This window comes from Streptococcus mitis, from assembly GCA_001560895.1.
Taxonomy (GTDB): Bacteria; Bacillota; Bacilli; order Lactobacillales; family Streptococcaceae; genus Streptococcus; species Streptococcus mitis_Q.
The window spans coordinates 468,607-491,551 of record CP014326.1 but is presented as its reverse complement, the minus strand read 5'-3'; the positions used below and the strand labels follow the sequence as shown (position 1 = coordinate 491,551).

Here is a 22,945-nt window from a genome sequence, read left to right as displayed (position 1 = left end):
TGCATACCAGTTTACTCTTTTTTCAGAAAATTTCAAGGAAATACACAAGAGTTGATGAAAGTTTGAGAAGAAAGGGGATACAGACAATTATAGACTAGTGAAAACAGGCGTAATTTAAGATAAAAAGATTCTAGCGTCCTTCTTGCCAGCCTTCTTGAAAAGTAGTATAATTATTGCATGCGCAATCATCTTGTGATACAGAGATTGTCCGTAAATGGACTTTCTTCTATTTATGACTCTAAAAAGAAAGGAGATACTATGACTTATTTGGAAAAATGGTTTGACTTCAATCGTCGGCAAAAAGAAATTGAAGGTCTCTTGGAAGAGACCATTGCCCAACAGAGTGACCAAAGTCTGACCTTGAAAGAGTTTTACCTGCTCTACTATCTGGACTTGGCTCAAGAAAAATCTCTACGACAGATTGACCTGCCAGATAAGCTTCATCTGAGCCCGAGCGCTGTTTCTCGGATGGTAGCTCGCTTAGAAGCTAAAAATTGCGGTCTGCTTAGTCGCATGTGTTGTGATCAAGATAGACGCTCTAGCTTTATCTGCCTGACAAGTGATGGACAAAATACACTGGCCTCTCTACAAAAGGCTGTCGAAGAAAGCTTGGAAACTGGTTTGGATTTCTTGATTTAAGATGATTTTAGAAAAAGTTGCGTGCGCAATCATTTTTCTTGACATTCTCTTTTACAAGGAGTAAAATAAAGTCATCATTAAACAAAGGAGTTTTAAAAATGATTGAAATTACCTATCTAGATGCCAGCAAGAACGAAAGAACTGTGACTTTCGAGTCTTATGAAGATTTTGATCGTTCACAACAAGCTTGCCTTATCGGCGTCGCAGACTACTACCCAGTCCAAAAATTGACTTACAAGGGTCATGATTTGGACTACCATGGGACTTATGGAGATGTCTTCTTCTATCTCATGAAACAAGATTTAAGCCAATATAACTAAAAAAGGAGAAATACAATGGCAAAAGCAATTACAGATGCAACATTCGAACAAGAAACAAAAGACGGTTTGGTCTTGGTAGACTTCTGGGCAACTTGGTGTGGTCCATGTCGTATGCAAGGTCCAATCTTGGATAAATTGTCTGAAGAACTTTCAGAAGATGTCTTGAAAATCGTTAAAATGGACGTTGATGAAAATCCAAACACAGCTCGTGCCTTTGGAATCATGTCTATCCCAACTCTTCTCTTCAAAAAAGACGGCCAAGTGGTGAAACAAGTTGCTGGTGTTCACACAGCAGAACAAATCAAGGCCATCGTTGCTGAATTGAGCTAATCAAACGAGAGACCAAGTACTTGCTTTGGTCTCTTTTTTCTTACCCTTTGCCATTTTTCGAAAAATATGCTAGACTGTAGGTAGAATATTACGATGTTTGGGACATGCCATCGCTAAAAAAAACCTCTACTTGGTATTTTTTAGCTCCCTCATGGGAGCTTTTTGCGTGCTCTGAACATTTCCCATTTTGGAAGGAGTACTATGAAACGTCAATCAGCCTTGGTCGTCTTTAGTGGCGGTCAAGATTCCACAACCTGCCTCTTTTGGGCCAAAAAACACTATGAAACAGTCGAAGCTGTCACCTTTGCCTATGGCCAACGCCATCATCTCGAAATTCAAGTTGCTAGAGAAATCGCTAAGGAACAAGGTATTCGCCATCATATCCTCGATATGTCTCTTCTGGGGCAAATCACTGAAAATGCCTTGACCTCTGATTTGGAAATCGAGCAAAAAGAGGGGGAGGTTCCCAATACCTTCGTTGATGGTCGCAACCACCTCTTTCTATCCTTTGCAGCAGTTCTTGCTAAGCAACGGGGCATTAAAGACATCGTGACAGGTGTCTGCGAGACAGACTTCTCAGGCTACCCCGATTGTCGAGATGTCTTTGTCAAATCTCTCAATGTTACTCTCAACCTGGCCATGGATTACGACTTTGTTATCCAAACACCTCTCATGTGGCTAGACAAGGCTGAAACTTGGAAATTGGCTGACCAACTCGGTGCCTTTGACTATGTTCGTGAAAAGACCTTAACCTGCTACAACGGAATTATCGGAAGCGGCTGTGGAGATTGCCCAGCCTGCCACCTACGTCAGCATGGTTTAGATGTCTATCTCTCACAGAAAGGAGAGGACTAATGTTTTTTGCACCCAAAGAAATCAAACAGGAAACTGGGGAGTCTCTTGTCTACAATCCTCACAGAACCTTGGTATCAAAAGAATTTACCTTTGATGCTGCCCACCACCTCTTTCACTACGAGGGAAAATGCAAGTCCCTGCACGGCCACACCTACCATTTGCAAATCGCTGTCAGTGGATTTTTAGATGAACGAGGCATGGCCTACGATTTTGGAGACATCAAAGCGATCTACAAGAACTACTTAGAGCCCCATTTGGATCATCGCTATCTCAATGAAACCCTGCCCTATATGAACACGACTGCTGAAAATATGGTTTACTGGATTTTCCAAACCATGAATCAAGAGTTGCCCGACGAACGCGGTCTCCGTTTGGAATACGTTCGCCTTTATGAAACTCCGACTGCCTTTGCAGAGTTTAGACGGGAGTGGTTAGATGACTAGGGAACGTGTCCTCAAACTACCAATTCTGGAAATTTTTGGACCAACCTTTCAAGGTGAAGGTCGTGCTATCGGGCAGAAAACCATGTTTGTCCGCACTGCTGGTTGCGACTACCACTGCGACTGGTGCGACTCTGCCTTTACTTGGGATGGTTCTGAAAAACCGACTCGTATGACAGCTGATGAAGTCATTGCTGCCTTGGATAAATTGGGGAGCTACGACTACGTCACCCTATCTGGGGGAAATCCTGCTATCCTAGCAGCCAACATGGCTGAACTGGTCACCAAGCTCAAGGAACGTGGTGTCACCCTTGCTGTTGAGACCCAAGGATCCCGCTGGCAAAATTGGTTAAAAGACATCGACCAGGTCACTCTGAGCCCCAAACCTCCCTCATCCAAGATGGAAGTCAACTTCGAGACCTTGGACTTTATCGTTTCCCAATTAGATCCAGATAAGGTCACCTTTAAAATCCCTGTCTTTGATGATGTTGATCTAGCCTTTGCTAAAGGGATTCAAGAACGCTACCAACCAGATGTTCTCTTCTTATCAGCAGGAAATCCTGAGCCCAAGGCTACAGGCAATATTGTCCAAGATCAACTGGACCGCCTCAAAGAACTCTGGGAACGCGTCGCTGCTGACGATAGCTGGGGCAATGTCCGCGTCCTTCCTCAACTGCATACCCTCCTATACGATAACCAACGTGGTGTTTAAGATTAGAAAGAAAAAATCATGTCACAACAAGAAGAAATGAAAAACCTAAGCCTACTAGGCAACAAAGAAACCAACTACATTTTCGAATATCAACCAGAAGTCCTCGAATCCTTTGACAATCGTCATGTGGAAAATGACTATTTCATCAAATTCAACTGTCCTGAATTTACCTCACTATGCCCTATTACCGCTCAGCCAGACTTTGCGACCATTTACATTTCCTACATTCCTGACAAGCTCTGTGTCGAGTCAAAATCCCTCAAACTCTACCTCTTTAGTTACCGAAATCATGGGGATTTTCACGAAAACTGTATCAATACCATCGGGAAAGACTTGGTCAACTTGCTAGACCCTCGCTATTTAGAAGTCTGGGGAAAATTTACACCTCGCGGTGGTATTTCAATCGACCCTTACTACAACTACGGTAAGCCTGGAACCAAGTATGAAGGCCTGGCAGAACAACGCCTCTTCCAACACGACCTTTATCCAGAGAAAATTGACAACCGCTAAACTCATACTCAATGAAAATCAAAAAGCAAACTAGGAAGCTAGCCGCAGGTTGCCCAAAGCACTGCTTTGAGGTTGTAGATAGAACTAACGAAATCAGCTCAAAACACTGTTTTGAGGTTGCAGATGGAAGCTGACGTGGTTTGAAGAAATTTTCGAAGAGTATCATACGAAAAAGCCCTGTTCCTCAAGATGAGGAGCAAGGCTTTTTGAGTTTCAATTATTCTTCTGTTCCAAGACAGTTTTTAGCAACAAGTGCTGCAAGAACACCACCAACGATTGGGGCAAGGATGAAAATCCATACTTGTTGAAGAGCTGCGCCACCTACCAAGACAGCTGGTGCCAAGCTACGTGCTGGGTTAACTGAAAGTCCAGTGATGTTCAATCCAACAAGGATCATAGCCATCAATGACAAACCGATTACCAAACCAGCAATCGCGCCATTGCCCTTGCTTGCTGATGTCACAGTCATGATAACCAAGACAAACAAGAAAGTTGCGATGACTTCAAACAAGAAACCACCAAAGACAGTGACTCCGTTTGCCAAGGCATTTTCACCAAGACTTGCAGTTGACATCCCTGAATTTGCCAAGAGGAAGAAGACAGCGCCAGAAGCGATGAAAGCTCCAACAACTTGTCCAAGGATGTAGTTTACAAGCTCAGAAGATGACAAACGTTTGTTTACAAACATAGCGATCGAAACAGCTGGGTTCAAGTGAGCACCTGAAACAGTTCCGATTGAGAAAGCTGCAACTACGATTGCCAAACCAAAGGCAAAAGCAATTCCAAGATGTCCAAGACCATTTCCAAAAACAACAGCTCCTGTTCCGATGAACACAAGCATGAACGTACCGATTAACTCAGCGACAAATTTTTTCATTTTCTTTCTCCTTTTTTCAAAAACTAGATACTAGTCTATCAAAAGTAAGAAAGGGTTTCAAGAAAATTGTTTGGAAAATATAAGGAAAGGGATAAAACAACTATTTTTTACGTAATTTCAGTATGATTATATAAAAGCCATCCGCAAATGACTATCTTATTCTTTTTTAGATGGGCGTTTTCCTGCAGCAATTGCATCTGCCTCTGTCATCTCGACAACGTTGGCTTTATTAGTTTTTGAAGGCATTCTATCCTTACTATACCAATAAACTTTCGCATTCCCATGGTCTGCAACATAGACTATTCTATCTTGCTGTTGGGCTTTAGTCTCAGCTTCATGAGCAATTCTTTTCTCTTCTTCTTTTTGAGAAATTAATGATTCAACCGCACCTATCCTATCGAGCAATTCTGCCTTTTTATCGTTATTTTCAATCTGATTAACTGTTTCTTTGGCAGACTTCACTTGACTCGCATCTTGACTTTCTTCCAATTGTTTGACTAAGTCTTCACCTTTTTCTTGCAACTCATTTGCAGCTTTTTCTTTGGCAATTCTCTCTTCTTCTGCTTTTTCTTTAGCTTTTTTCTCGTCTTCGATTCGTTTCGCCTCCTCTATGCTAGATGAAGTATCCGTCGTTAAAGATGTCGAAGCAGTAGATGTCACAGTCTGCTTAGTTTCTGACTGAGAAGATGAAGTTTTCTTTGTGACTGTTGGGGTTTGAAGAGCAACTGCAACAAAACTAACAATGAAAAGCCCTATCATTAAATTTCTTTTTCGAATATCTGGTGCTTTCTTTACAAAATACCAAATACCGACTCCACTCAAAACAAGATAGAGAGTAGGTAGAGCAATCAATAAAATGATTCCCAACAAAACTAGACCAATTTTGATAAAAAGCATTCTTTTGGGATCTTGCTCTAGCCATTCTTTGATTCTATTCATATTATTCTCCTAAAACTCTGTCCAATCTTTACTCTCCCAACTGGGCACTGTAGGCGATAATCTGGTCAACTGTGTCAGACAAGAATTGGATGGTATCACGGAGTGGTTTATCTGTAGAGATATCTGCTCCGATAATCATAGCTGACTCAAGTGGTGTCTTGCTACCACCTGATTTAAGGAGATTGAGCCAGTCTTCAGCTCCAGTTTCTGAGTTTTTAAGATGGAGGTAACCTGCAGTCGAGATCACAAGTCCTGCTGAGTAAGTGTAACTATACAAGCCCATGTAATAGTGAGCTTGGCGCATCCAAGTCAAGGCCGCATCGTCGTCAATTTCAATGGCATCTCCCCAAAAATCTGTCAATACTTCCTTCATAATGCTGTTGAGCTTGCTTGCCCCAAAGGTTTCTCCTTCTTCAATCAGTGTATAAACCTTACGCTGGAAGGCTGCTTCCAAGAGGTGGGTAATAAAGTTATGGAAGTAGGTGTCTGTCAAGCGGTGAGCCAGAGCAAAGCGTTTTTGACGAGGGTCGTCAGATTGGTGCTCCAAGTAATCACTGAGAAGCAATTCATTGAAAGTTGACGGCGCTTCAACATAGTAGGTCGACATGTGGGCATTAAAGTAGCTTTGATGATTATCTGAAAAGATGAATTGACCAGAATGCCCAATCTCATGAATCAAGGTATAGACATCGCTCAAACGACCTGTCCAGCTCATAAGGACATATGGGTGTACGCGATATGGATCCGCCGCATAACCGCCAGAATCCTTGCCACTATTAGCAGCAAAATCCACCCAGCGCTCTTCTTGATAGCGAGCCACTTCCTGACAATATTCTTGCCCCAAAGGTTCTACCGACTTCAAGACCAAGTCATAGGCATCGTCAATAGTCACTTCAGGATTCAGGGCGCTATCCAAATCCAATTTCCAGTCAGCAAAGGTCATCTTTTCAAGACCATTCACCTTGGCAACATGCTTAAGATATCTCTGAGCAACTGGCGCAAAATCCTTCATGATAAGGTCAATTTGGCGATCAAACATGGCACGATCTACTTCTTGCTCAGCTAAAAGATAGTCGAACACTGAATCATAACCCTTCATATCTGCCAAGAGTTTTTCCGACTTGACTTGGGCTAAATAGGCTGCCGCAGCCGTATTTTGGTGCTTACGAAGCCCCTCTGAGAAGGAACGGAAGGATTTCTCACGAATTTCAGCATCTTCATGGTTCTGGTAGAAGTTCTCATAGGTCACAAAGCTGTTCTTGTAGGTCTTGCCATGAGCTTCAAAGTCAGCCATTTCAAAGTCCCCAGCTCGCATCTTAGTATAAATATCCTGCGGACTGTAAAAAACTTCACCGAGATTGGTCAAGGCCTTCTCCACATCAGCTCCGAGATAGTGGGCTTTTTTGATTTTTGCCTGACGAATGGCTGCAGTCAAATGTGGCAATTCACCCAAACGGTCCAAAACATCCTCTTCTGCTGCTACCAAGGCATCGTCAAAGAAGGTAAGAGCTACGCTAGCATCTGTTTCAAATTCCATCCCAGCTTGGGCAATATTGGCAAATTCTTCATTGCTGTAGTCTGTCGTCTGAGGCATAAAACCATAGTTTCCAATATGGCTCATCTGAATGTAGATTTGTTCCAATTCCGCAAAGGCCTTCTCGAAATCTTCAAAAGTATGCAGATTGCCCTTGTAGTCACGGCTAAATTGATTGATGTCTTCGCGAGCCTTCTCGATTGCACGCAAGAAATCCTCTCGGTCTTGATATAGGGCTGTTAAATCCCAAAGTTCCTTCTCTGGAAATTCTGAACGATGTTTTTGTTCCATTTTCTTCCTCTTATTTCTCTAATTCTAATAAAACACTAAGGGCTGATAAGGCGTAAAGTGGCGCTGTTTCTGCTCGTAAGATTCGAGGTCCAAGTCCTGCTAAGACTGCTCCCTTAGCTTCAAAACTTTCGACTTCCGCAGGTGACAGGCCACCTTCTGGGCCAAAGATAAAGAGCAATTTAGCTCCTTTTTCAAGGCCACTAACTGCTTGTAAAAGTGCAGCGGCTTCTCCTTCTTTAGCCGACTCTTCATAAGCCACTACGATGCGGTCAAACTGGTCAAATTGGGCTAGAAAGTCTGCTTTCCTTTCAAAAAGCTGAATACTTGGAACGATATTACGCTTGCTTTGCTCTGCTGCTCCAAGGGCAATTTTTTCGAGTCTTTCAACCTTTTTACCCAATTTCTTGCCATCCCATTTGGCCACCGACCAATCGGCAGGAAAGGCCCAGATTTGGCTAGCACCCAGTTCGGTTACTTTTTGAGTAATAAACTCCAGCTTGTCTCCCTTGGGAAATCCTGATGCGATGGTAACTTGGACGGGCAGTTCCACATTGTCGGCTAATTCTTGAACCAACTCAAACTGACGACTTTCCACATCCAGCACACGCGCCAAGCGCTTGATGCCATCATCAAAGACCAAGGTCACTTCATCATCTTCTTTCAAGCGCATGACCTGAAACATATGCTTGCTGGTTTCCTTATCCTCGATGGTGACAGGAGAGACTGTACTGCCTTTGACAAAATACTGCTGCATGCTAGCCTCCAATCACACCAGAAATATCCTTGGTCTTCTTGAAAACACAGGCATTCCATTCCCCTTGAATCATGTGGGTTTCAAGGAAAAATCCAGCTGACTCAGCCGATTCGCGCACCATGTCCCACTTGTCCTTGATAATCCCACTCATAATCAGGTAGCCTTCGTCCTTAACCAAACGATAAGCATCGTCTGTCAGATGAATAAGAATATCCGCCAAGATATTAGCCACGATGACATCTGCCTCAATCTCAATACCCTTAAGCAAGTCTCCTGCTGCTACATGGATGTTTTCCATACCAGGGTTGAGTTCAATATTTTCCTGAGCGACTCGAACCGCCACATCATCCAAGTCATAGGCAAAAATTTCTTTGGCACCAAGCAGCGAGCTGGCAATAGAGAGAACCCCTGAACCAGTCCCCACATCTAGCACCGTTTCCCCACCACGAAGGACCTGCTCCAAGGCAAAAAGGCTCATCTTAGTGGTTGGATGCGTCCCAGTCCCAAAGGCCATGCCTGGATCTAGCTTGATAATCTTTTCTCCCGCAGTCGCCTCATAGTCTGTCCAAGACGGCACGATGGTCAAATCATGAGTAATACGAGCTGGCTCATAGTATTTCTTCCAGTTGTCAGCCCAATCTTCCTCAGCCAAGGCAGTTGTCCCCATCTTGACCTCTCCCAAATCCATAAAATCTGTCAACTCTGCTAAGCGAGCCTGTAAATCTGCCTCAACCACTGCTACATCCACCGTATCAGGATAGTAGGCAGTCACTACGATCTCTTCTTGCTGCTCAACCTCTGGGAATATCTCGCCAAAGCGGTCAACATTTCCCACATAGTCCATGCTGTCTTCGATTGCAACACCTTGCGCTCCCAACTCAATCAAGAGATTGGAAACCAACTCCTCTCCCTCACGCTTGACTGTAACTTTTAACTCTTGCCATGTTTCCATATTTAAGATACCAAGCCCGTAAAACACAAAGCCAAAATAGAAACTTCTCTGAAGACGCTTGTGTCTAAGAGAAGTTTATCTTTTTGGCACCGTGTTTAGGGCGGGTTCAGTTTAGAAATGTAACTGAACCATCCTTTCTAATCACTTACTTTTAAATAATCTTTTAATCTCTCTTGCAACTGAGGTACAACTTGACTGGAACTAAGAAACTCCTCAACATTCATTAACTGATAACCCTGTCCCTCATCTCCAAATACGATGCTGTCAAACTGGTTCTGTGTTAACTGACCGACTAGAAATACAGATTGTTTATCCGCAAAAAGCATACTTGGATAAACCTTACTCCAAAGCAGACAATCCTCAGTCAAATGAATTTCCAGTTCTTCATAAACCTCACGCGCCACGCACTCAAAAGGACTTTCATCACCTTCACGTCCACCGCCTGGAAGTTCCCACATATTGGGCCAGGGAATGCTTGCCTTATCATCGCGTAAGATAGTCAAGAGCTTATCCCCACAAAACAAAGCAATCTTACAGCCTGTGAAATCAGAAATCTCTATTTCCATGTCAAACTCCTAGTATCTCGGATAAGGATAAAACTCTCCCTCTTCCAAGCCGACTTTTCCTTCTTCAAAGACTTCTTGGTTCCATTCCATGACAAATTCTTCTGCTTCTGGGTCTTCCAAAAAGTCCATGAGGGCATCTAGTCCAACCTCGGCAGTATCTTTAAGGAATAGCGCAAAATAAGCTAAAAATTCGCGAGAAAATCCTTTTTTAGGCAAGTAAGGGATGACAGTCAAATAGTCTTCCTCATTGACTGTTGATTTGGCTGGATTGTAAAAAAGCACTGCTTCTTCAAAGAGAATGTCATCTGATGAAACCTCTCCATCTTCACCCACCATCTCCACACCTGCAGCGTTTTGTGCTTCCAATAGAAAACTCACTTCAACTGCGTGGTTGCGTTTGTCCCAACTAATCTCAAAGTCAAAGGGAAAGTTCTTCTCCAACTCTTCCTCTAAAACATCTAAAAATCCGTAAGTTGCCATTTTGTCCTCTTTCCTATGCGACTCTTAAATCGCCCCGATTGCTCGGAAATATGCTAAAATAGATACTACCATCTTACCACATATACATCAGAAAATCCACGTTAGAAAGGACTGCTATGCCAGACAATCTCGCGCTTCGCATGCGCCCTAAAACCATCGACCAGGTCATTGGTCAGGAACATCTGGTCGGGACTGGAAAAATCATTCGTCGCATGGTGGAAGCCAACCGCCTGTCCTCCATGATTCTTTATGGACCTCCTGGAATCGGCAAAACCAGTATTGCCTCTGCCATCGCTGGGACGACCAAGTATGCCTTTCGAACTTTCAATGCGACAGTTGATAGTAAAAAAAGACTCCAAGAAATAGCTGAAGAGGCGAAATTCTCTGGTGGTCTCGTCCTATTACTAGACGAGATTCATAGACTAGATAAAACCAAGCAAGACTTCCTCTTGCCTCTCTTGGAAAGTGGTCTGGTCATCATGATTGGGGCTACGACTGAAAATCCTTTCTTTTCTGTCACTCCTGCCATTCGTAGCCGTGTTCAAATTTTTGAGTTGGAACCTCTGTCTAACCAAGACGTCAAAGAGGCTCTTCAGATAGCTCTAAGTAACCCTGAACGTGGTTTTGATTTTCCAGTAGAACTAGATGAGGATGCGCTGGATTTCATCGCAACCTCTACAAACGGAGACCTTCGCTCTGCCTTCAACTCACTGGATTTGGCTGTTCTCTCTACCCCTGAGAATGACGAGGGCATCCGCCATATCACTCTCGACATTATGGAAAATAGCCTGCAGCGGAGCTACATTACCATGGATAAGGATGGAGATGGACACTACGATGTGCTTTCAGCCCTGCAAAAGTCCATCCGTGGCTCAGATGTGGATGCTAGTCTTCACTATGCTGCCCGCTTGATTGAGGCTGGAGATTTGCCTAGTCTCGCTCGTCGCTTGACCGTTATCGCTTATGAAGATATCGGTTTGGCCAATCCTGAAGCCCAGATTCACACCGTGACTGCTCTGGATGCTGCCCAGAAGATTGGGTTCCCAGAAGCCCGCATTCTCATTGCCAATATCGTGATTGATTTAGCCCTTTCTCCAAAATCCAACTCAGCCTATGTAGCTATAGACAAGGCACTTGCCGACCTCAAAACATCAGGGCACTTGCCTATTCCGCGACACCTGCGTGATGGGCACTACAGCGGAAGCAAGGAACTGGGGAATGCCCAAGACTATCTCTATCCTCACAACTATCCTGGAAATTGGATTAAACAAGACTATCTGCCAGAAAAAATTCGTAATCATCACTATTTCCAAGCAGAAGATACTGGTAAATATGAACGGGCTTTGGCTCAAAGAAAGGAAGCTATCGACCGTTTGCGAAAAATCTGAAATCCTTTTCAAAAAATTGCACTTTCCTCTTGATTTTTTTTGAAAAAGTGGTATCATATAAACATAGAAACGCTGTGGTGTACGACTTCACACTTAAGTGTTGACCGACTATTTTTTGTATTATTAGGGAAACAAAAGTCTTCTAACAGCATGTAGGCCGTCTCACACGGAAACAGCTTCAGTTAGAGCGAGTTGCCCACCTGCTTAATTGCGCGGGTTCAATACAAACCGTGAAGTTTCGGCACCAATACAGCTTTTTTCTTTGCCTCCTTAGCTCAGCTGGCAGAGCAGCGGACTCTTAATCCGTGGGTCACAGGTTCGATCCCTGTAGGGGGCATCTAAATACAACAGGAAAAAGCCTTGTAAATCAAGGCTTTTTTTGCTTGTCTATAACTGATTTACCCCATCATTTGTCCCACATTTTAAATCTATCTTTTCTTTTTGAATCAAATTACATCTTTACAAATAGTGTAAAGCCAGTTACTTTTGCTTTGATTCCATACAATATTTTCATGTAGAGAAGACAAATTTTATCTTCTCTTTTTATTTTCAAAATAATAAAAACTGATTTTCTTTTCATAAATCAGACTGAAACTTCCAAATTTTCCATTTTGTTTATTGATATTTCCTCTAAAAAGGTGTATAATATTTTTATTATCAAACTATACTATACTATACTATATAGGGGGTATTGAAATGAAATTTTCTAATCGTTTACTGCTATTCCTTGCAGGAGTTGTTTTTGTCCTTTTAGGACTTTTCCTATTTACACACCCAGTAGCTAATCTTGTTGCTTACAGCTGGTGGATTGCATTTGATTTACTGGTTTCTTCTATAGCAGCTCTTTTAGGCTATTTCTCTGCACCAAAAGAGCTTCGCTCACCTGTTTATCTTTTCCAAGGGTTTGTTAGTCTTCTCTTAGCTCTTTACCTCGTTGCTTATGGCTTTGTGACGCTGCCAGTTGTCATTCCAACTATTTTAGGAATTTGGTTAATTGTAGAAGCCATTATAGTTTTCTTTAAAGGCAATCGTCTGGGATTGATTTTCCCTATTATTGGCAACCATATCATGTGGGTAGCCTTGCTTGTATTTTTACTAGGTCTAGTGATTCTGTTCAATCCAGTGGCTACAGGTGTCTTTGTCGTTTATGTCATTGCCTTTTCATTTTTAGTTACTGGCTTCACCTACATTATTGAGGCCTTTCGTAAATAATCTAGTTGCCATTTTGGGCATATTAAAATAGCTGGGAAGTTACATTCTCAGCTTTTTCTGTTGCCTCCTTAGCTCAGTTGGTAGAGCAGTAGACTCTTAATCTATGGGGCGCAGGTTCGAGCCCTGCAGGGGGCATCTAAATCAACAGGAATAAGCCTTGAAACCAAGACTTTTTTGACGTCCAATAGCTTTTTGTAGAAAAGTATTTAAAAATAAAAGAGAAGAGAATCTCTCACTCTCTTCTCAGTATATCTTATTAAATTTAGTTTTTCTTAATCTACCTGATTTTCCTTTGCAACGACAAATTCTTTAACCAGTCGATAGATAACAGCAAATACGGGGGTAAAGAATATCATCCCAAGTAAGCCAAAGAGATTGCCTCCAATACTAGCAGCCGCAAGCGTGAAAATAGCTGGCAAACCAATAGACTGACCTACAACTCTAGGATAAATAAGGTTTCCTTCAATCAGCTGTATAACTTGATATAGAAGAAGAGAAAGTAAGGCTTGAGTAGGACTCACTGTGAAGATAAAAATCGCTCCCACAACACAAGCAATCATAGGCCCTACATAAGGAATGAACGATAGCACTCCTGCAAAGATACCTGTCATTACTCCATAGGGTAGTCCAAACACGCTGTAACCAACCGCTATCATAACTCCTATGATAACTGCTTCAATCAGCTGACTCATCAAAAATTGGTCATAAGTCTCTAGTGCTACTTGTCCAATGTAAGTCAACTTTATCACCACCTTCTCTGGAAGAAAAACTTTTAGAAGTCGACTCGTCATCGCTGCCAAATGTTCCTTACTGGATAAAAATGAAAAGGTGAAGACTATAATCAAAAAGGCATTCATCAAACTTGAAAAAATATTGCCGATATTACTAGTCAGACCTGATAAAAAACCTATCAAAGCTTGGCTAATAGAACTAGATTGTCCCTGTATGCCTGATACGATAGTTGACAACATGTCTTTGGTTACAAATTCCGAGCTGCCTAGCAATTTCCCAAGTTGAGTAAGGACTGTTGAAAGGACTGTTCCCAGCTGACTAATAGTCTGGGCTAGGGTTGGCAGCACCAAAACCAAAAGAGCAATCACGATTAAGATAAGAGCTAGGAAAACAAGTACCATGGCAATCGGACGACGCAACTCTGCCTTTACCTTCAATTTAACTAAGTACTGTTCAATTTTTTTCATAGGAACATTAAGCACAAAAGCAATAACAGCACCATAAATCAAGGTTGATATTACATCAAAGAGAGAGATTGCTCCTGATATAAAGCTCGATGCATTCAGAATTACAAGAGCAACCAGCCCTATAAAAAGTATTAACGGGGTGTATTTTTTTACTAAGTTCATAAATTCTCCTTAATAAACATGTTTAGATACGACTATACTATTTGGTTTTTCAAACTCTCGATTAAGGTAGGCTTGGTAAGTTCCTGGAGCGATAAATCCTTTGGGTGAGAGGATATCGGTGCCAGCCTGACCGACTATGGTATCAGCCAAGAGCACACAGTTTGTAGATAAGACAAAGTAGGATTTAAACTTAGATTTGATAAATTTATAAAGTTCCCCATCTGTCTCATGTCTGATTTTATAAGCGTAGGTGTAGTCTTCCTTACCATCACCTGTCATGATTTTATCTGCACTTGGCTCCCATGGAATCGTCAGTTGTTTCAATTCAGCCAACTTTTTCTGAACTGCTTTTTCCATTTCAGGCGTCAAATCTATCCCATAACCAAAAAGCGTTTTTTGACTCTCACGTTTACATAGGTCAATGTACTTGTCACGATCACAGAAATATAAGACACCATCTCCTACCATGCCAAATAAGGTCTCAGAAGACGGATCATAGTTGCCATAAGAAATAACACGGCCTTGATAGCAGATATCCACATGACCAATTGCCGAAAACAGAGAGGTCTCAGCTGTATGAACAAAAATTTCTAGCTCTGCTGTCTTACCAGACTTCACTATTCCAAGATGGATATCTTCTTCCTCATCAGCATTTTCCAGCATAAATTTGTTAATTTTTGCTAAAGTTCTTGCAGGGATGAGAGCGGCTAGGACAATAGGTAAGCTCATTCTTACACGACGTTTGAGATGGTTTTTCCCAATTTCCTCCTCAAACAAGAAACCATCACGGATATTGGACACACCATAAAGGAAAAAATAAGCCCCTAATACAAAGAGTTGAAAGACAGAATTTCCTGTAGAGGACAAAAGACTAGTCCCACCAAGAAAAACTAGTACGAGTCCATCTAGTAAGAGACGAAAACGAGGTCGAATTTTGTTTTTGCGGTAGAGAACATAGGTGACAAGGTTAATACTAGCATGAAAAATCTGATAAACTCCAATCACAAGAGCCAAAATATAAATCGGCACATCAGTCGCAAGATTAGAACCTAGCAAATATCCCAGCACTAACAATTTAACCAGTGCAACTCCCAAGGTATCCGTTGACTGGCTTTTTTTGAAAACTCTTAATAGCAAATCTACGACCGTTGCTATCCAAGCTAAAAACAGAACCAGTCGAATAACCTTTACTGGCAACCAAGTCCCCGTGACCATCAAGATAAGACCTAGCAGAACAAACAAGAACCCCTGAGCAAGTAATTTCTTACCTGTCAGACCTAAAGATAGAATTTTCGCCATATAAAAACCTTTCAACAATAAAAATTAAACACTCCGATTAAACTGACTAGTAAATAGCCAACACTACAAACAGCCTGTGCCAGCAACATATGGTGACTAGAAATGACTGTAGTAATGTCACCATCTTGTCTTATGCACTTCTAAAATTTGTTATATTGATTAGAAACCAGAGCTTATAAAAACTAGCTAAACTCGAGAGATAGACACAATTGCGACGAAAAAATGTATAACCAATTCAACTTGTTAAGGTAAGAAAGCATTATTTCCAATCTATTAATTATTCATCTATTACCTATTATGACACAATATTCCCTATAGTTCAACTTTTTACTTGTTTTTATATTACACGGACTAAAAAGTTTTCAACAGTTGATTGCATGTGTTTTAATAAGTTTTAACCTTTCTTGGTTAGATAAAAAAAGAACCATACAGTTTAGAATCTGTATGGTTTTTGCCCCACTTTTGTCCCATTTTTAAATCATGACATTGAAAATACCTAAAATCACTTATATTTCAATATTTTTAATTGCTCTCAATATGAAAGTCCTTTCCAAATCCCTGTAGGGGGCATCTAAATCAACAGGAAAAAGCCTTGGAATCAAGGCTTTTTTGTGTAGTCTTAGCACTAAAAACGATAGAAAAAACACCCCTTCTGTACTGACCCCAAAAGTTGGACAGAAAAAACCTAACTTTTGTGGCGCAGTTCATTAGCGCCACATAAAGTTATTTAAGCATCTCCTTTTCTCTCATTACCATTTTCTGTTATAATAAATTGTACTTCTAAAATAGAAAGGTCTTAAGATGACAACTCTTATTAAACATAAACGTGTAGAATTTTCAGAACTTTTTTATGACTTAGTTTTTGTTTTTGCAATTTCAAAAGTAACTACTTTAATCGACCATCTTCATAACGGTATTTTGACTTGGAATTCTTTCCTTGATTTTTTCATTGCTATTTTGGTTCTCATCGATTCCTGGATGATTCAAACCGATTATACCAATCGCTATGGAAAGAACTCTTTATTTAACATGGTAATCATGTTTATCAAAATGGGACTTTTACTCTTTATAGCCAATATGATTGGACCTGATTGGCAACAATATTTTCATTATCTCTGTTGGGCTATTGGTACATTAACCCTTACCTTATTTTTTCAATATTTGGTTGAATTTTTTAGAAAATCAACCGATGATGTTGAACGGGAAAGTATCAAAGATTTTCTATGGATAACAGGTCTAGGAAGTTTAGGAGTCTATCTAGCAGCTCTTCTTCCTATTTACGTTAGAGTCTATATCTTCTTTGCTAGTATTCTGTTTGTCTTTATTATGCCAAGTATCTTGCTTAATAAAGATAAGCATTACCAGGTAAATCTCCCCCATTTAATCGAGCGCATCTCCCTTCTTGTCATTATTACGTTTGGAGAGATGATTACGAATCTAGCTAACTTCTTTACAATCGAGAATTTCTCGATTTATTCGGTTCTTTATCTCATTATTATGATTTCTCTGTTCTTGTTTTATTTTGGTCAATTCGACCATGCTATTGATGAAAAATCTAATCAAAAGGGACTATTTCTAATTTACAGTCACTATCCTATTTTCATTGGACTTATGATGATGACTGTATCGATGAGTTTTCTTCAGAATCCTGAAGCTAATCGTCTCTTTGCAACCAGCTTCTCTTATATCGGATTTGGCCTCTTTCAAGCTGCTGTCCTAGTAAATGGGCCCTATAACAAACACTATCTTCGCTATTCGAAAAGTTACTACTGTGTCCAAGCGACACTCTATCTGGCTGCCTTTATTCTCTCTTTAATCTTTGCTTCTAATCCTATAATAGTAGTGAGTATAACAACCATTTTAGCTCTAGCTATAGCCATTCATTTTATTTATTTTTATATGACACAGAATAAAAAATATTCCAAATCTAACTGGGAGTTATTTTAATGAGTTTATAACATTAAAAAGCTTTGGGAACCAAGGCTTTTTTACTTTCTATCTACCCTTTCTCATAACGTATTTCCTTTCAGGTTCTTCAACCATTTGAACGATTTCAAATCCTTCTTTTTGATAAAGGTGCTGGGCTGCTTGATTTGCCTCGAAGACATTTAGAGAAATACTATCTATATCTGCATTTTCAAAGGCCAAACTAACAAATTTCCTTAAAGCCTGGCTACCTAATCCTTGCCCTTGTTTCTGGGGATTGATAAAAAATCTCCCGATATGAAGATTCTTGTCTTCTAGCCTGATTTTCTGGATAAGACCCACAAACTCTGGTCCATCAAAGATAGAAAAGATTCCTTCCAAATCTTGCAAGACTTGAATTGTCAAGGGAAAAGGAATCTTTGGTCCCATCCATTGTTCTTGAAAGACTTTGCCAAGGGAGTTGGACCATTGGCATACAAATTGAGCGTTTTCTATACTCACCTTTTCTTCAAAACGAATTGTCATCTTTTCCTCCCCATCTTATCTATGTTTCTCCATTATACTACTTCTTCCATTTTTTACGAATAGATAAGTATGATTGATTTTTATTTTTTTCTTGTCGGGAGCATTCTCGCTTCCTTTCTTGGTTTGGTCATTGACCGTTTTCCAGAACAATCCATTATCCAACCTGCTAGTCACTGCGATTCCTGTCAGAATCGCTTGCGTCCCTTAGATTTGATTCCTATTCTCTCGCAGGTTTTTAATCGCTTTCGCTGTCGTTACTGCAAGGCTCCTTATCCTGTCTGGTATGCCCTTTTGGAACTAGGCTTAGGTCTCCTCTTTCTATCTTACTCTTGGGGCTTCCTTTCCTTGGGACAAGTCATCCTCATAACTGCTGGCTTGACCTTGGGCATCTACGACTTTCGCCATCAGGAATATCCCTTACTGGTCTGGATGACTTTCCACCTAATCCTCATGGCTTCCTCTGGCTGGAATCTAGTCATGGTCTTCTTCCTTGTCCTTGGAATTGTGGCTCATTTTATCGATATCCGCTTGGGAGCAGGGGATTTTCTCTTTTTAGCTTCTTGTTCTCTTATCTTTAGCGTAACCGAATTACTCATCTTGATTCAGTTTGCTTCTGCGACGGGGATTCTAGCCTTTCTCCTGCAAAAGAAAAAGGAAAGACTTCCTTTTGTGCCTTTCCTCTTACTTGCTGCTTGTGTGATTATTTTTGGTAAGCTACTGCTTGTTTGATAAAGTCCTGAATTGGCTCTCCTTGATGGAGAGCTTTTACAATTTTCGAACCAACGATAACACCATCTGATACCGCATTGAAGCGTTCAACATCGGCTTGACTAGATACACCAAAACCTGTCAAGACTGGGATATCGGCCACTTGATGCAATTGTGCCAAGTGCTTGTCCAAGTCTGCACGGTAATTACCTGATTTCCCTGTCACTCCATTAATAGCAACGGCATAGACAAATCCTTCTGCCCCTTTAATTAATTCTTTCTGGCGTTCAATTCCTGTCGTCAAACTAACTAGAGGAATCAAAGCGATGTCTGTATCTGCCAAATAAGGCTCCACAAAATTGGCATGCTCATGAGGAAGGTCTGGAATGATCAAGCCCTTAACCGCTGTATCTGCCAAATCTTTGACAAAGTTCTCCACACCGTACTGAAAGAGGGGGTTGAAGTAGGTCATGATGACAAGTGGAACCTCTGTTTCAATGGTTTTCAATGTTTCAACCAAAGCCTGGGTAGAGGTCCCGTGGGCTAAACTGCGCAAGCCAGCTTCTTCGATAACAGGTCCATCTGCAACAGGGTCTGAAAAGGGAATACCAACTTCAATAGCCGAAACACCCAAATCTTCTAAAAAGTGAATTGTTTCTCCGAGTCCATCCAAACCTTTCTCATGGTCTCCAGCCATGATATAGGGAACGAAAATTCCTTTTCCAGCTGCTTTAATAGCGTTCAATTTTTCTGTTAGTGTCTTAGGCATGAGCTTCTCCCTTCTTTGCTGCATCTGCTTCCAAGCGGTCCTTGACTTGAACCACATCCTTGTCCCCACGACCTGATAGGCAGACAATCATGGACTTGTTTGGACCGAGTTCTTTGGCCAATTTCACCGCAAAGGCGATAGCATGGCTAGATTCCAAGGCTGGGATAATCCCTTCCACGCGAGACAAGAGTTGGAATCCCTCCAAGGCTTCTTCGTCTGTCACAGGGACATAGCTGGCACGTTTAATATCGTAGTAGTGAGAATGTTCTGGACCGATACCAGGATAGTCCAAGCCTGCTGAAATAGAGAAGGCTTCAAGAATTTGCCCATGGGCATCTTGGAGCACATCCATGAGGGAACCGTGAAGGACACCAGGACGACCCTTGGTCAAGGTAGCTGCATGGTGCTCTGTATCCACACCAAGTCCAGCCGCTTCAGCCCCATACATGGCTACAGACTCATCTTCTACAAAGGGATGGAAGAGGCCGATAGCATTAGAACCACCACCAACACAGGCTACTAGGGCATCTGGCAAATCTTGACCTGTCAAGTCACGGTACTGTTGTTTAGCTTCTCTACCGATGACACTTTGGAAATCACGAACAATTTCTGGGAAAGGATGAGGCCCCAAGGCAGAACCAAGGATATAGTGAGTATCATCGATGTTAGCTACCCATGAACGAAGGGCTGCATTAACAGCGTCCTTGAGCACGCGCGAACCGTCTGTCACTGCCTCAACCTTGGCTCCCAAAAGCTCCATACGGAAGACATTGAGGGCTTGGCGTTTGACATCTTCCTCACCCATGTAGATAGTACATTCCATGTTAAAGAGGGCCGCAGCAGTTGCAGTTGCCACACCGTGCTGACCAGCACCTGTTTCTGCGATAATTTTCTTTTTACCCATACGTTTAGCCAGAAGAACTTGTCCCAAGGCATTGTTAATCTTGTGGGCCCCTGTATGGTTAAGGTCTTCACGTTTGAGATAAATCTTGGCTCCGCCGATATGCTGGGTCAAGTTTTTTGCGTAGTAAAGAGGAGTTTCACGTCCCACATACTGGCGCAAAAGTTGGTTTAATTCCTCTTGGAAACTTGGGTCAGCCTGACTTTCACGGTAGGCCTTCTCCAACTCCAAAACTGCTGTCATCAATGTTTCTGGGACAAAACGTCCGCCGAATTTTCCGTAAAATCCATCTTTATTTGGTTCCTGATATGCCATGCTTTACCCTCTCTATAAATCTTCTAATCTTTTCATGATCTTTTTGTCCGTCTGTCTCCACTCCGCTTGATACATCGACTGCATAGGGAGTAAAGTGTTGAATTGCTTTTACTACATTGTCTTCATTAAGCCCACCTGCGATAAAGAAGGGCTGAGTTAATTCTGTCGTATCCAGTTGTCCCCAGTCAAAGGTCTGGCCACTCCCTGCCACAGGGGCATCAAAGAGTAGATAGTCTGCCTGAGAATTGGGCACATGACCCTCTCCATCCACCTGCACAGCCTGAATACTGGCACAAGGCAAATTCTCAAACAAATCATCTGCCACCTGACCGTGAACTTGAACCAAGTCCAAGCCAACTTTGTCAATCGCTTCTAGCAGTTCTTCCCGACTTGGTGAAACAAATACACCAACCTTTTTGACACCTGCATGAATATGCTTTGCCAGCTCAGCAGCCTGATCCAAGGTCACCTGTCTTTTACTAGGTGCAAAGACAAAACCGATGTAGTCTGCCCCTACTGATACGGCTGTCTCTACCACTTCTGTGGTCGATAGTCCACAAATCTTAACCTTTGTCAATCTGCAACTCCTTTATTCTCTGGGCTACATCTTCTGCCTGCATGAGAGCTGTCCCAACTAAAATTCCGTTAAAGTATGGTGCTACTCGTTCCGCATCCTGCCCTGTGAAAATGGCAGATTCAGAAATGTAATAGCGACCTTCCTCAAAGTGCTGGGCCAAGTCTACACTGGTCTGCAAGTCAACTTCAAAGGTGGTCAAGTTGCGGTTATTGACCCCGATAATCTGGGCACCAAGTCTGTGAGCCACTTCTAGTTCAGCTAGATTATGAGTTTCCACCAAGACTTCCAGACCAAGCTCTGTCGCATAGTCATAAAGTTCCTTGAGGCGTTCTTCGGACAAGGCTGCCACGATGAGCAAGATAACTGTTGCACCTGCATTGCGAGCGCGGATAATTTGCTTTTCATCGATAATAAAGTCCTTGTTAAGCGTCGGAATCTGTACCTGACTGGAAATCTCCCGTAGATAATCCAAATGTCCTTTAAAGAAAACTTCATCTGTCAGAACTGAAATCATCACTGCTCCGTTCGCTTCATAAGTCTGGGCCTGTTGCACAATATCCACATCGAGATTGATATCTCCCAAACTAGGGCTAGCTTTCTTGACCTCAGCGATTACCTGCAAGCGGTCTTGATGTTGTTTTAGATAGTCAGCCAAGCGATAGGTCTGGCGCAGGGGCTGGATTTCCTCCAGCTCCATCTGCTCAACCTCACGCGCCTTTTGCTCCAAAATTCGTGCTAAAAATTCCTGACTCATTTTTGGTACTCCTGTAACAGTCTGAGTTTTTCAAGGGCCTTGCCACTAGCAATGACTTTACGAGCTAAGGCAACTCCATCCTTGATATTATCTACCTTACCATTAGCATAGAAACCAAGACCAGCATTTAAAACTGTAGTTTCCAAGAATGGACTTGGTTCATTTTTAAGAACGCTGAGCAAAATTTCTGCATTTTCCTGAGCATTGCCTCCACGAATATCTTCGATAGCGTAGCGCTCCATCCCTAAATCCTCCGGAGTAAAGCTTAATAAGGTGATTTCGCCATTTTCAAGAAGTGCAATTTTGGTTGTTCCATTCAAACCAGCTTCGTCCAATCCTTCTGGTCCAGCAACAACGATGGCACGTTTGCGACCCATATTTTTCAAAACCTGAGCTGTACTTTCTAGAAGTTCTGGACGACTAATTCCAAGAAGCTGTGTTTCCAAAGCCATTGGGTGAATCAGGGGACCAGTCAAGTTCATGATCGTTGGAATTCCTAGTTCCAAACGAGCTGGCATGATGTATTTCATGGCTGGGTGCATATTTTTAGCGAAGAGAAAGACGATTCCAGTTTTATCAAAGACCTTACCTAGTTCAGCTGGTTTGAGGTCAAGATTGATGCCCAAGGCTTCGAGGACATCTGCAGAACCAGATTTAGAAGAAATCGAGCGGTTACCGTGTTTTGCCATGTGAACACCACCACCAGCCAAGACAAAGGCTGCAGTCGTCGAAATGTTAAAGCTGAAAGACTTGTCCCCACCTGTACCACAGTTGTCCATGGCATCATGAATCTCAGTTGGAATGTGTTGGGCATGTCCTCTCATGACTTGGGCAATGGCTGTGCGTTCTTCAGGTGTTTCCCCCTTCATCTTAAGAGCTAAGAGGAGAGAAGCAATCTGCGCCTCCGTTACACGCCCAGTTACGATACGCTCGATGACATCCGTCATTTCCACACCTGATAAATTTTCAAATTTTGCTAGTTTTTCAATAATCTCTTTCATCCTAGTTTCC

General features: G+C 42.0%; 26 protein-coding genes and 2 tRNA genes. 13 read left to right on the top strand and 15 right to left on the bottom strand.

The features are described 5' to 3' along the window. Positions 1–258 precede the first annotated feature (258 nt). The 7 genes from AXK38_02680 (at position 259) to AXK38_02650 (ending at position 3,806) form a co-directional block, all read left to right on the top strand. Entirely contained in the window at positions 259–639 is a 381-nt protein-coding gene (locus tag AXK38_02680) for a MarR family transcriptional regulator (GenBank protein ID AMH88223.1), read from the top strand. Positions 640–737: 98 nt separating this feature from the next. After that, positions 738–959: a DUF4649 domain-containing protein gene (locus AXK38_02675; GenBank protein AMH88222.1), complete on the top strand. Its 222-nt coding sequence runs from the start codon at positions 738–740 to the stop codon at positions 957–959. A gap of 15 nt (positions 960–974) precedes the next feature. Then, positions 975–1,289, top strand: coding sequence for a thioredoxin (locus AXK38_02670; protein AMH88221.1), 315 nt, complete (start codon positions 975–977; stop codon positions 1,287–1,289). A gap of 201 nt (positions 1,290–1,490) precedes the next feature. After that, positions 1,491–2,144, top strand: coding sequence for a 7-cyano-7-deazaguanine synthase (locus tag AXK38_02665; GenBank protein ID AMH88220.1), 654 nt, complete (start codon positions 1,491–1,493; stop codon positions 2,142–2,144). Then, positions 2,144–2,587: a 6-pyruvoyl tetrahydrobiopterin synthase gene (locus AXK38_02660; protein AMH88219.1), complete on the top strand. Its 444-nt coding sequence runs from the start codon at positions 2,144–2,146 to the stop codon at positions 2,585–2,587. Before AXK38_02665 ends, AXK38_02660 begins: the two co-directional genes overlap by 1 nt. Next, entirely contained in the window at positions 2,580–3,296 is a 717-nt protein-coding gene (locus tag AXK38_02655) for a 7-carboxy-7-deazaguanine synthase (protein AMH88218.1), read from the top strand. The genes AXK38_02660 and AXK38_02655 overlap by 8 nt, the downstream gene beginning before the upstream one ends. Positions 3,297–3,314: 18 nt before the next feature. Next, positions 3,315–3,806: a 7-cyano-7-deazaguanine reductase gene (locus AXK38_02650; protein AMH88217.1), complete on the top strand. Its 492-nt coding sequence runs from the start codon at positions 3,315–3,317 to the stop codon at positions 3,804–3,806. A 217-nt stretch (positions 3,807–4,023) separates the two neighbouring features. On the opposite strand, the gene AXK38_02645 is transcribed toward AXK38_02650, so the two are convergent. From AXK38_02645 to AXK38_02615, 7 genes are all read right to left on the bottom strand, one after another. After that, positions 4,024–4,683, bottom strand: a complete 660-nt coding sequence (locus AXK38_02645; GenBank protein AMH88216.1) for an aquaporin — start codon at positions 4,681–4,683, stop codon at positions 4,024–4,026. A gap of 156 nt (positions 4,684–4,839) precedes the next feature. After that, a complete protein-coding gene (locus AXK38_02640) occupies positions 4,840–5,622 on the bottom strand; it encodes a deoxyribonuclease (GenBank protein AMH88215.1) in 783 nt (260 codons plus the stop codon). Between the two features lie 28 nt (positions 5,623–5,650). Continuing rightward, on the bottom strand, positions 5,651–7,447 hold the full coding sequence (locus AXK38_02635) for an oligoendopeptidase F (protein AMH88214.1): 1,797 nt from the start codon (positions 7,445–7,447) through the stop codon (positions 5,651–5,653). A 10-nt stretch (positions 7,448–7,457) separates the two neighbouring features. After that, on the bottom strand, positions 7,458–8,201 hold the full coding sequence (locus AXK38_02630; protein ID AMH88213.1) for a 16S rRNA methyltransferase: 744 nt from the start codon (positions 8,199–8,201) through the stop codon (positions 7,458–7,460). A gap of 1 nt (position 8,202) precedes the next feature. Continuing rightward, positions 8,203–9,153, bottom strand: a complete 951-nt coding sequence (locus AXK38_02625; GenBank protein AMH89607.1) for a ribosomal protein L11 methyltransferase — start codon at positions 9,151–9,153, stop codon at positions 8,203–8,205. Between the two features lie 137 nt (positions 9,154–9,290). Then, the gene (locus tag AXK38_02620; GenBank protein AMH88212.1) at positions 9,291–9,719 is read right to left on the bottom strand and encodes a DNA mismatch repair protein MutT; all 429 of its coding nucleotides are present in this window, start codon (positions 9,717–9,719) and stop codon (positions 9,291–9,293) included. A gap of 9 nt (positions 9,720–9,728) precedes the next feature. Beyond that, the gene (locus AXK38_02615) at positions 9,729–10,199 is read right to left on the bottom strand and encodes a hypothetical protein (GenBank protein ID AMH88211.1); all 471 of its coding nucleotides are present in this window, start codon (positions 10,197–10,199) and stop codon (positions 9,729–9,731) included. Positions 10,200–10,315: 116 nt separating this feature from the next. On the opposite strand from AXK38_02615, the gene AXK38_02610 reads away from it, so the two are divergent. The 4 genes from AXK38_02610 (at position 10,316) to AXK38_02595 (ending at position 12,934) form a co-directional block, all read left to right on the top strand. Continuing rightward, the gene (locus AXK38_02610) at positions 10,316–11,587 is read left to right on the top strand and encodes a recombinase RarA (GenBank protein AMH88210.1); all 1,272 of its coding nucleotides are present in this window, start codon (positions 10,316–10,318) and stop codon (positions 11,585–11,587) included. A 264-nt stretch (positions 11,588–11,851) separates the two neighbouring features. Beyond that, positions 11,852–11,924 (top strand) — tRNA-Lys (locus tag AXK38_02605). A gap of 359 nt (positions 11,925–12,283) precedes the next feature. Beyond that, positions 12,284–12,799: a hypothetical protein gene (locus tag AXK38_02600; GenBank protein ID AMH88209.1), complete on the top strand. Its 516-nt coding sequence runs from the start codon at positions 12,284–12,286 to the stop codon at positions 12,797–12,799. A gap of 62 nt (positions 12,800–12,861) precedes the next feature. Then, positions 12,862–12,934: transfer RNA gene (locus AXK38_02595), tRNA-Lys, on the top strand. 137 nt (positions 12,935–13,071) lie between these two features. On the opposite strand, the gene AXK38_02590 is transcribed toward AXK38_02595, so the two are convergent. Both AXK38_02590 and AXK38_02585 read right to left on the bottom strand, forming a co-directional pair. Then, positions 13,072–14,160 (bottom strand): hypothetical protein, encoded by a 1,089-nt coding sequence (locus AXK38_02590; protein AMH88208.1) that lies wholly within the window; start codon positions 14,158–14,160, stop codon positions 13,072–13,074. Between the two features lie 9 nt (positions 14,161–14,169). After that, a complete protein-coding gene (locus AXK38_02585; GenBank protein ID AMH88207.1) occupies positions 14,170–15,459 on the bottom strand; it encodes a hypothetical protein in 1,290 nt (429 codons plus the stop codon). 801 nt (positions 15,460–16,260) lie between these two features. Between AXK38_02585 and AXK38_02580 the strand changes: the two genes are divergently transcribed. Then, positions 16,261–17,406, top strand: coding sequence for a low temperature requirement protein (locus AXK38_02580; GenBank protein AMH88206.1), 1,146 nt, complete (start codon positions 16,261–16,263; stop codon positions 17,404–17,406). 48 nt (positions 17,407–17,454) lie between these two features. Here AXK38_02580 and AXK38_02575 read toward each other — a convergent pair whose 3' ends face one another. Then, positions 17,455–17,910 (bottom strand): GNAT family acetyltransferase, encoded by a 456-nt coding sequence (locus tag AXK38_02575; GenBank protein ID AMH88205.1) that lies wholly within the window; start codon positions 17,908–17,910, stop codon positions 17,455–17,457. A 69-nt stretch (positions 17,911–17,979) separates the two neighbouring features. On the opposite strand from AXK38_02575, the gene AXK38_02570 reads away from it, so the two are divergent. After that, positions 17,980–18,639, top strand: a complete 660-nt coding sequence (locus AXK38_02570) for a peptidase (GenBank protein AMH88204.1) — start codon at positions 17,980–17,982, stop codon at positions 18,637–18,639. On the opposite strand, the gene AXK38_02565 is transcribed toward AXK38_02570, so the two are convergent. From AXK38_02565 to AXK38_02545, 5 genes are read right to left on the bottom strand one after another with little or no spacing between them, the layout of a single operon-like run. Then, positions 18,611–19,387, bottom strand: coding sequence for a tryptophan synthase subunit alpha (locus tag AXK38_02565; GenBank protein AMH88203.1), 777 nt, complete (start codon positions 19,385–19,387; stop codon positions 18,611–18,613). The two genes, AXK38_02570 and AXK38_02565, sit on opposite strands and share 29 nt — an antisense overlap. After that, positions 19,380–20,603, bottom strand: coding sequence for a tryptophan synthase subunit beta (locus AXK38_02560; protein ID AMH88202.1), 1,224 nt, complete (start codon positions 20,601–20,603; stop codon positions 19,380–19,382). The genes AXK38_02565 and AXK38_02560 overlap by 8 nt, the downstream gene beginning before the upstream one ends. Beyond that, positions 20,581–21,180 (bottom strand): N-(5'-phosphoribosyl)anthranilate isomerase, encoded by a 600-nt coding sequence (locus AXK38_02555; GenBank protein AMH88201.1) that lies wholly within the window; start codon positions 21,178–21,180, stop codon positions 20,581–20,583. Before AXK38_02555 ends, AXK38_02560 begins: the two co-directional genes overlap by 23 nt. After that, positions 21,167–21,934, bottom strand: a complete 768-nt coding sequence (locus AXK38_02550) for an indole-3-glycerol phosphate synthase (GenBank protein AMH88200.1) — start codon at positions 21,932–21,934, stop codon at positions 21,167–21,169. Before AXK38_02550 ends, AXK38_02555 begins: the two co-directional genes overlap by 14 nt. Then, entirely contained in the window at positions 21,931–22,935 is a 1,005-nt protein-coding gene (locus AXK38_02545) for an anthranilate phosphoribosyltransferase (GenBank protein AMH88199.1), read from the bottom strand. The genes AXK38_02550 and AXK38_02545 overlap by 4 nt, the downstream gene beginning before the upstream one ends. Positions 22,936–22,945 lie beyond the last annotated feature (10 nt).

Bases quoted from the DNA above. Each gene is read 5' to 3' on its own strand.
- AXK38_02585 (AMH88207.1), bottom strand. From the start codon at position 15,459: ATGGCGAAAATTCTATCTTTAGGTCTGACAGGTAAGAAATTACTTGCT.
- AXK38_02655 (AMH88218.1), top strand. From the start codon at position 2,580: ATGACTAGGGAACGTGTCCTCAAACTACCAATTCTGGAAATTTTTGGA.
- AXK38_02600 (AMH88209.1), top strand. From the start codon at position 12,284: ATGAAATTTTCTAATCGTTTACTGCTATTCCTTGCAGGAGTTGTTTTT.
- AXK38_02610 (AMH88210.1), top strand. From the start codon at position 10,316: ATGCCAGACAATCTCGCGCTTCGCATGCGCCCTAAAACCATCGACCAG.
- AXK38_02580 (AMH88206.1), top strand. From the start codon at position 16,261: ATGACAACTCTTATTAAACATAAACGTGTAGAATTTTCAGAACTTTTT.
- AXK38_02660 (AMH88219.1), top strand. From the start codon at position 2,144: ATGTTTTTTGCACCCAAAGAAATCAAACAGGAAACTGGGGAGTCTCTT.
- AXK38_02590 (AMH88208.1), bottom strand. From the start codon at position 14,160: ATGAACTTAGTAAAAAAATACACCCCGTTAATACTTTTTATAGGGCTG.
- AXK38_02635 (AMH88214.1), bottom strand. From the start codon at position 7,447: ATGGAACAAAAACATCGTTCAGAATTTCCAGAGAAGGAACTTTGGGAT.
- AXK38_02645 (AMH88216.1), bottom strand. From the start codon at position 4,683: ATGAAAAAATTTGTCGCTGAGTTAATCGGTACGTTCATGCTTGTGTTC.
- AXK38_02680 (AMH88223.1), top strand. From the start codon at position 259: ATGACTTATTTGGAAAAATGGTTTGACTTCAATCGTCGGCAAAAAGAA.
- AXK38_02650 (AMH88217.1), top strand. From the start codon at position 3,315: ATGTCACAACAAGAAGAAATGAAAAACCTAAGCCTACTAGGCAACAAA.
- AXK38_02670 (AMH88221.1), top strand. From the start codon at position 975: ATGGCAAAAGCAATTACAGATGCAACATTCGAACAAGAAACAAAAGAC.
- AXK38_02560 (AMH88202.1), bottom strand. From the start codon at position 20,603: ATGGCATATCAGGAACCAAATAAAGATGGATTTTACGGAAAATTCGGC.
- AXK38_02565 (AMH88203.1), bottom strand. From the start codon at position 19,387: ATGCCTAAGACACTAACAGAAAAATTGAACGCTATTAAAGCAGCTGGA.
- AXK38_02575 (AMH88205.1), bottom strand. From the start codon at position 17,910: ATGACAATTCGTTTTGAAGAAAAGGTGAGTATAGAAAACGCTCAATTT.
- AXK38_02550 (AMH88200.1), bottom strand. From the start codon at position 21,934: ATGAGTCAGGAATTTTTAGCACGAATTTTGGAGCAAAAGGCGCGTGAG.
- AXK38_02640 (AMH88215.1), bottom strand. From the start codon at position 5,622: ATGAATAGAATCAAAGAATGGCTAGAGCAAGATCCCAAAAGAATGCTT.
- AXK38_02545 (AMH88199.1), bottom strand. From the start codon at position 22,935: ATGAAAGAGATTATTGAAAAACTAGCAAAATTTGAAAATTTATCAGGT.
- AXK38_02620 (AMH88212.1), bottom strand. From the start codon at position 9,719: ATGGAAATAGAGATTTCTGATTTCACAGGCTGTAAGATTGCTTTGTTT.
- AXK38_02615 (AMH88211.1), bottom strand. From the start codon at position 10,199: ATGGCAACTTACGGATTTTTAGATGTTTTAGAGGAAGAGTTGGAGAAG.
- AXK38_02630 (AMH88213.1), bottom strand. From the start codon at position 8,201: ATGCAGCAGTATTTTGTCAAAGGCAGTACAGTCTCTCCTGTCACCATC.
- AXK38_02675 (AMH88222.1), top strand. From the start codon at position 738: ATGATTGAAATTACCTATCTAGATGCCAGCAAGAACGAAAGAACTGTG.
- AXK38_02570 (AMH88204.1), top strand. From the start codon at position 17,980: ATGATTGATTTTTATTTTTTTCTTGTCGGGAGCATTCTCGCTTCCTTT.
- AXK38_02625 (AMH89607.1), bottom strand. From the start codon at position 9,153: ATGGAAACATGGCAAGAGTTAAAAGTTACAGTCAAGCGTGAGGGAGAG.
- AXK38_02665 (AMH88220.1), top strand. From the start codon at position 1,491: ATGAAACGTCAATCAGCCTTGGTCGTCTTTAGTGGCGGTCAAGATTCC.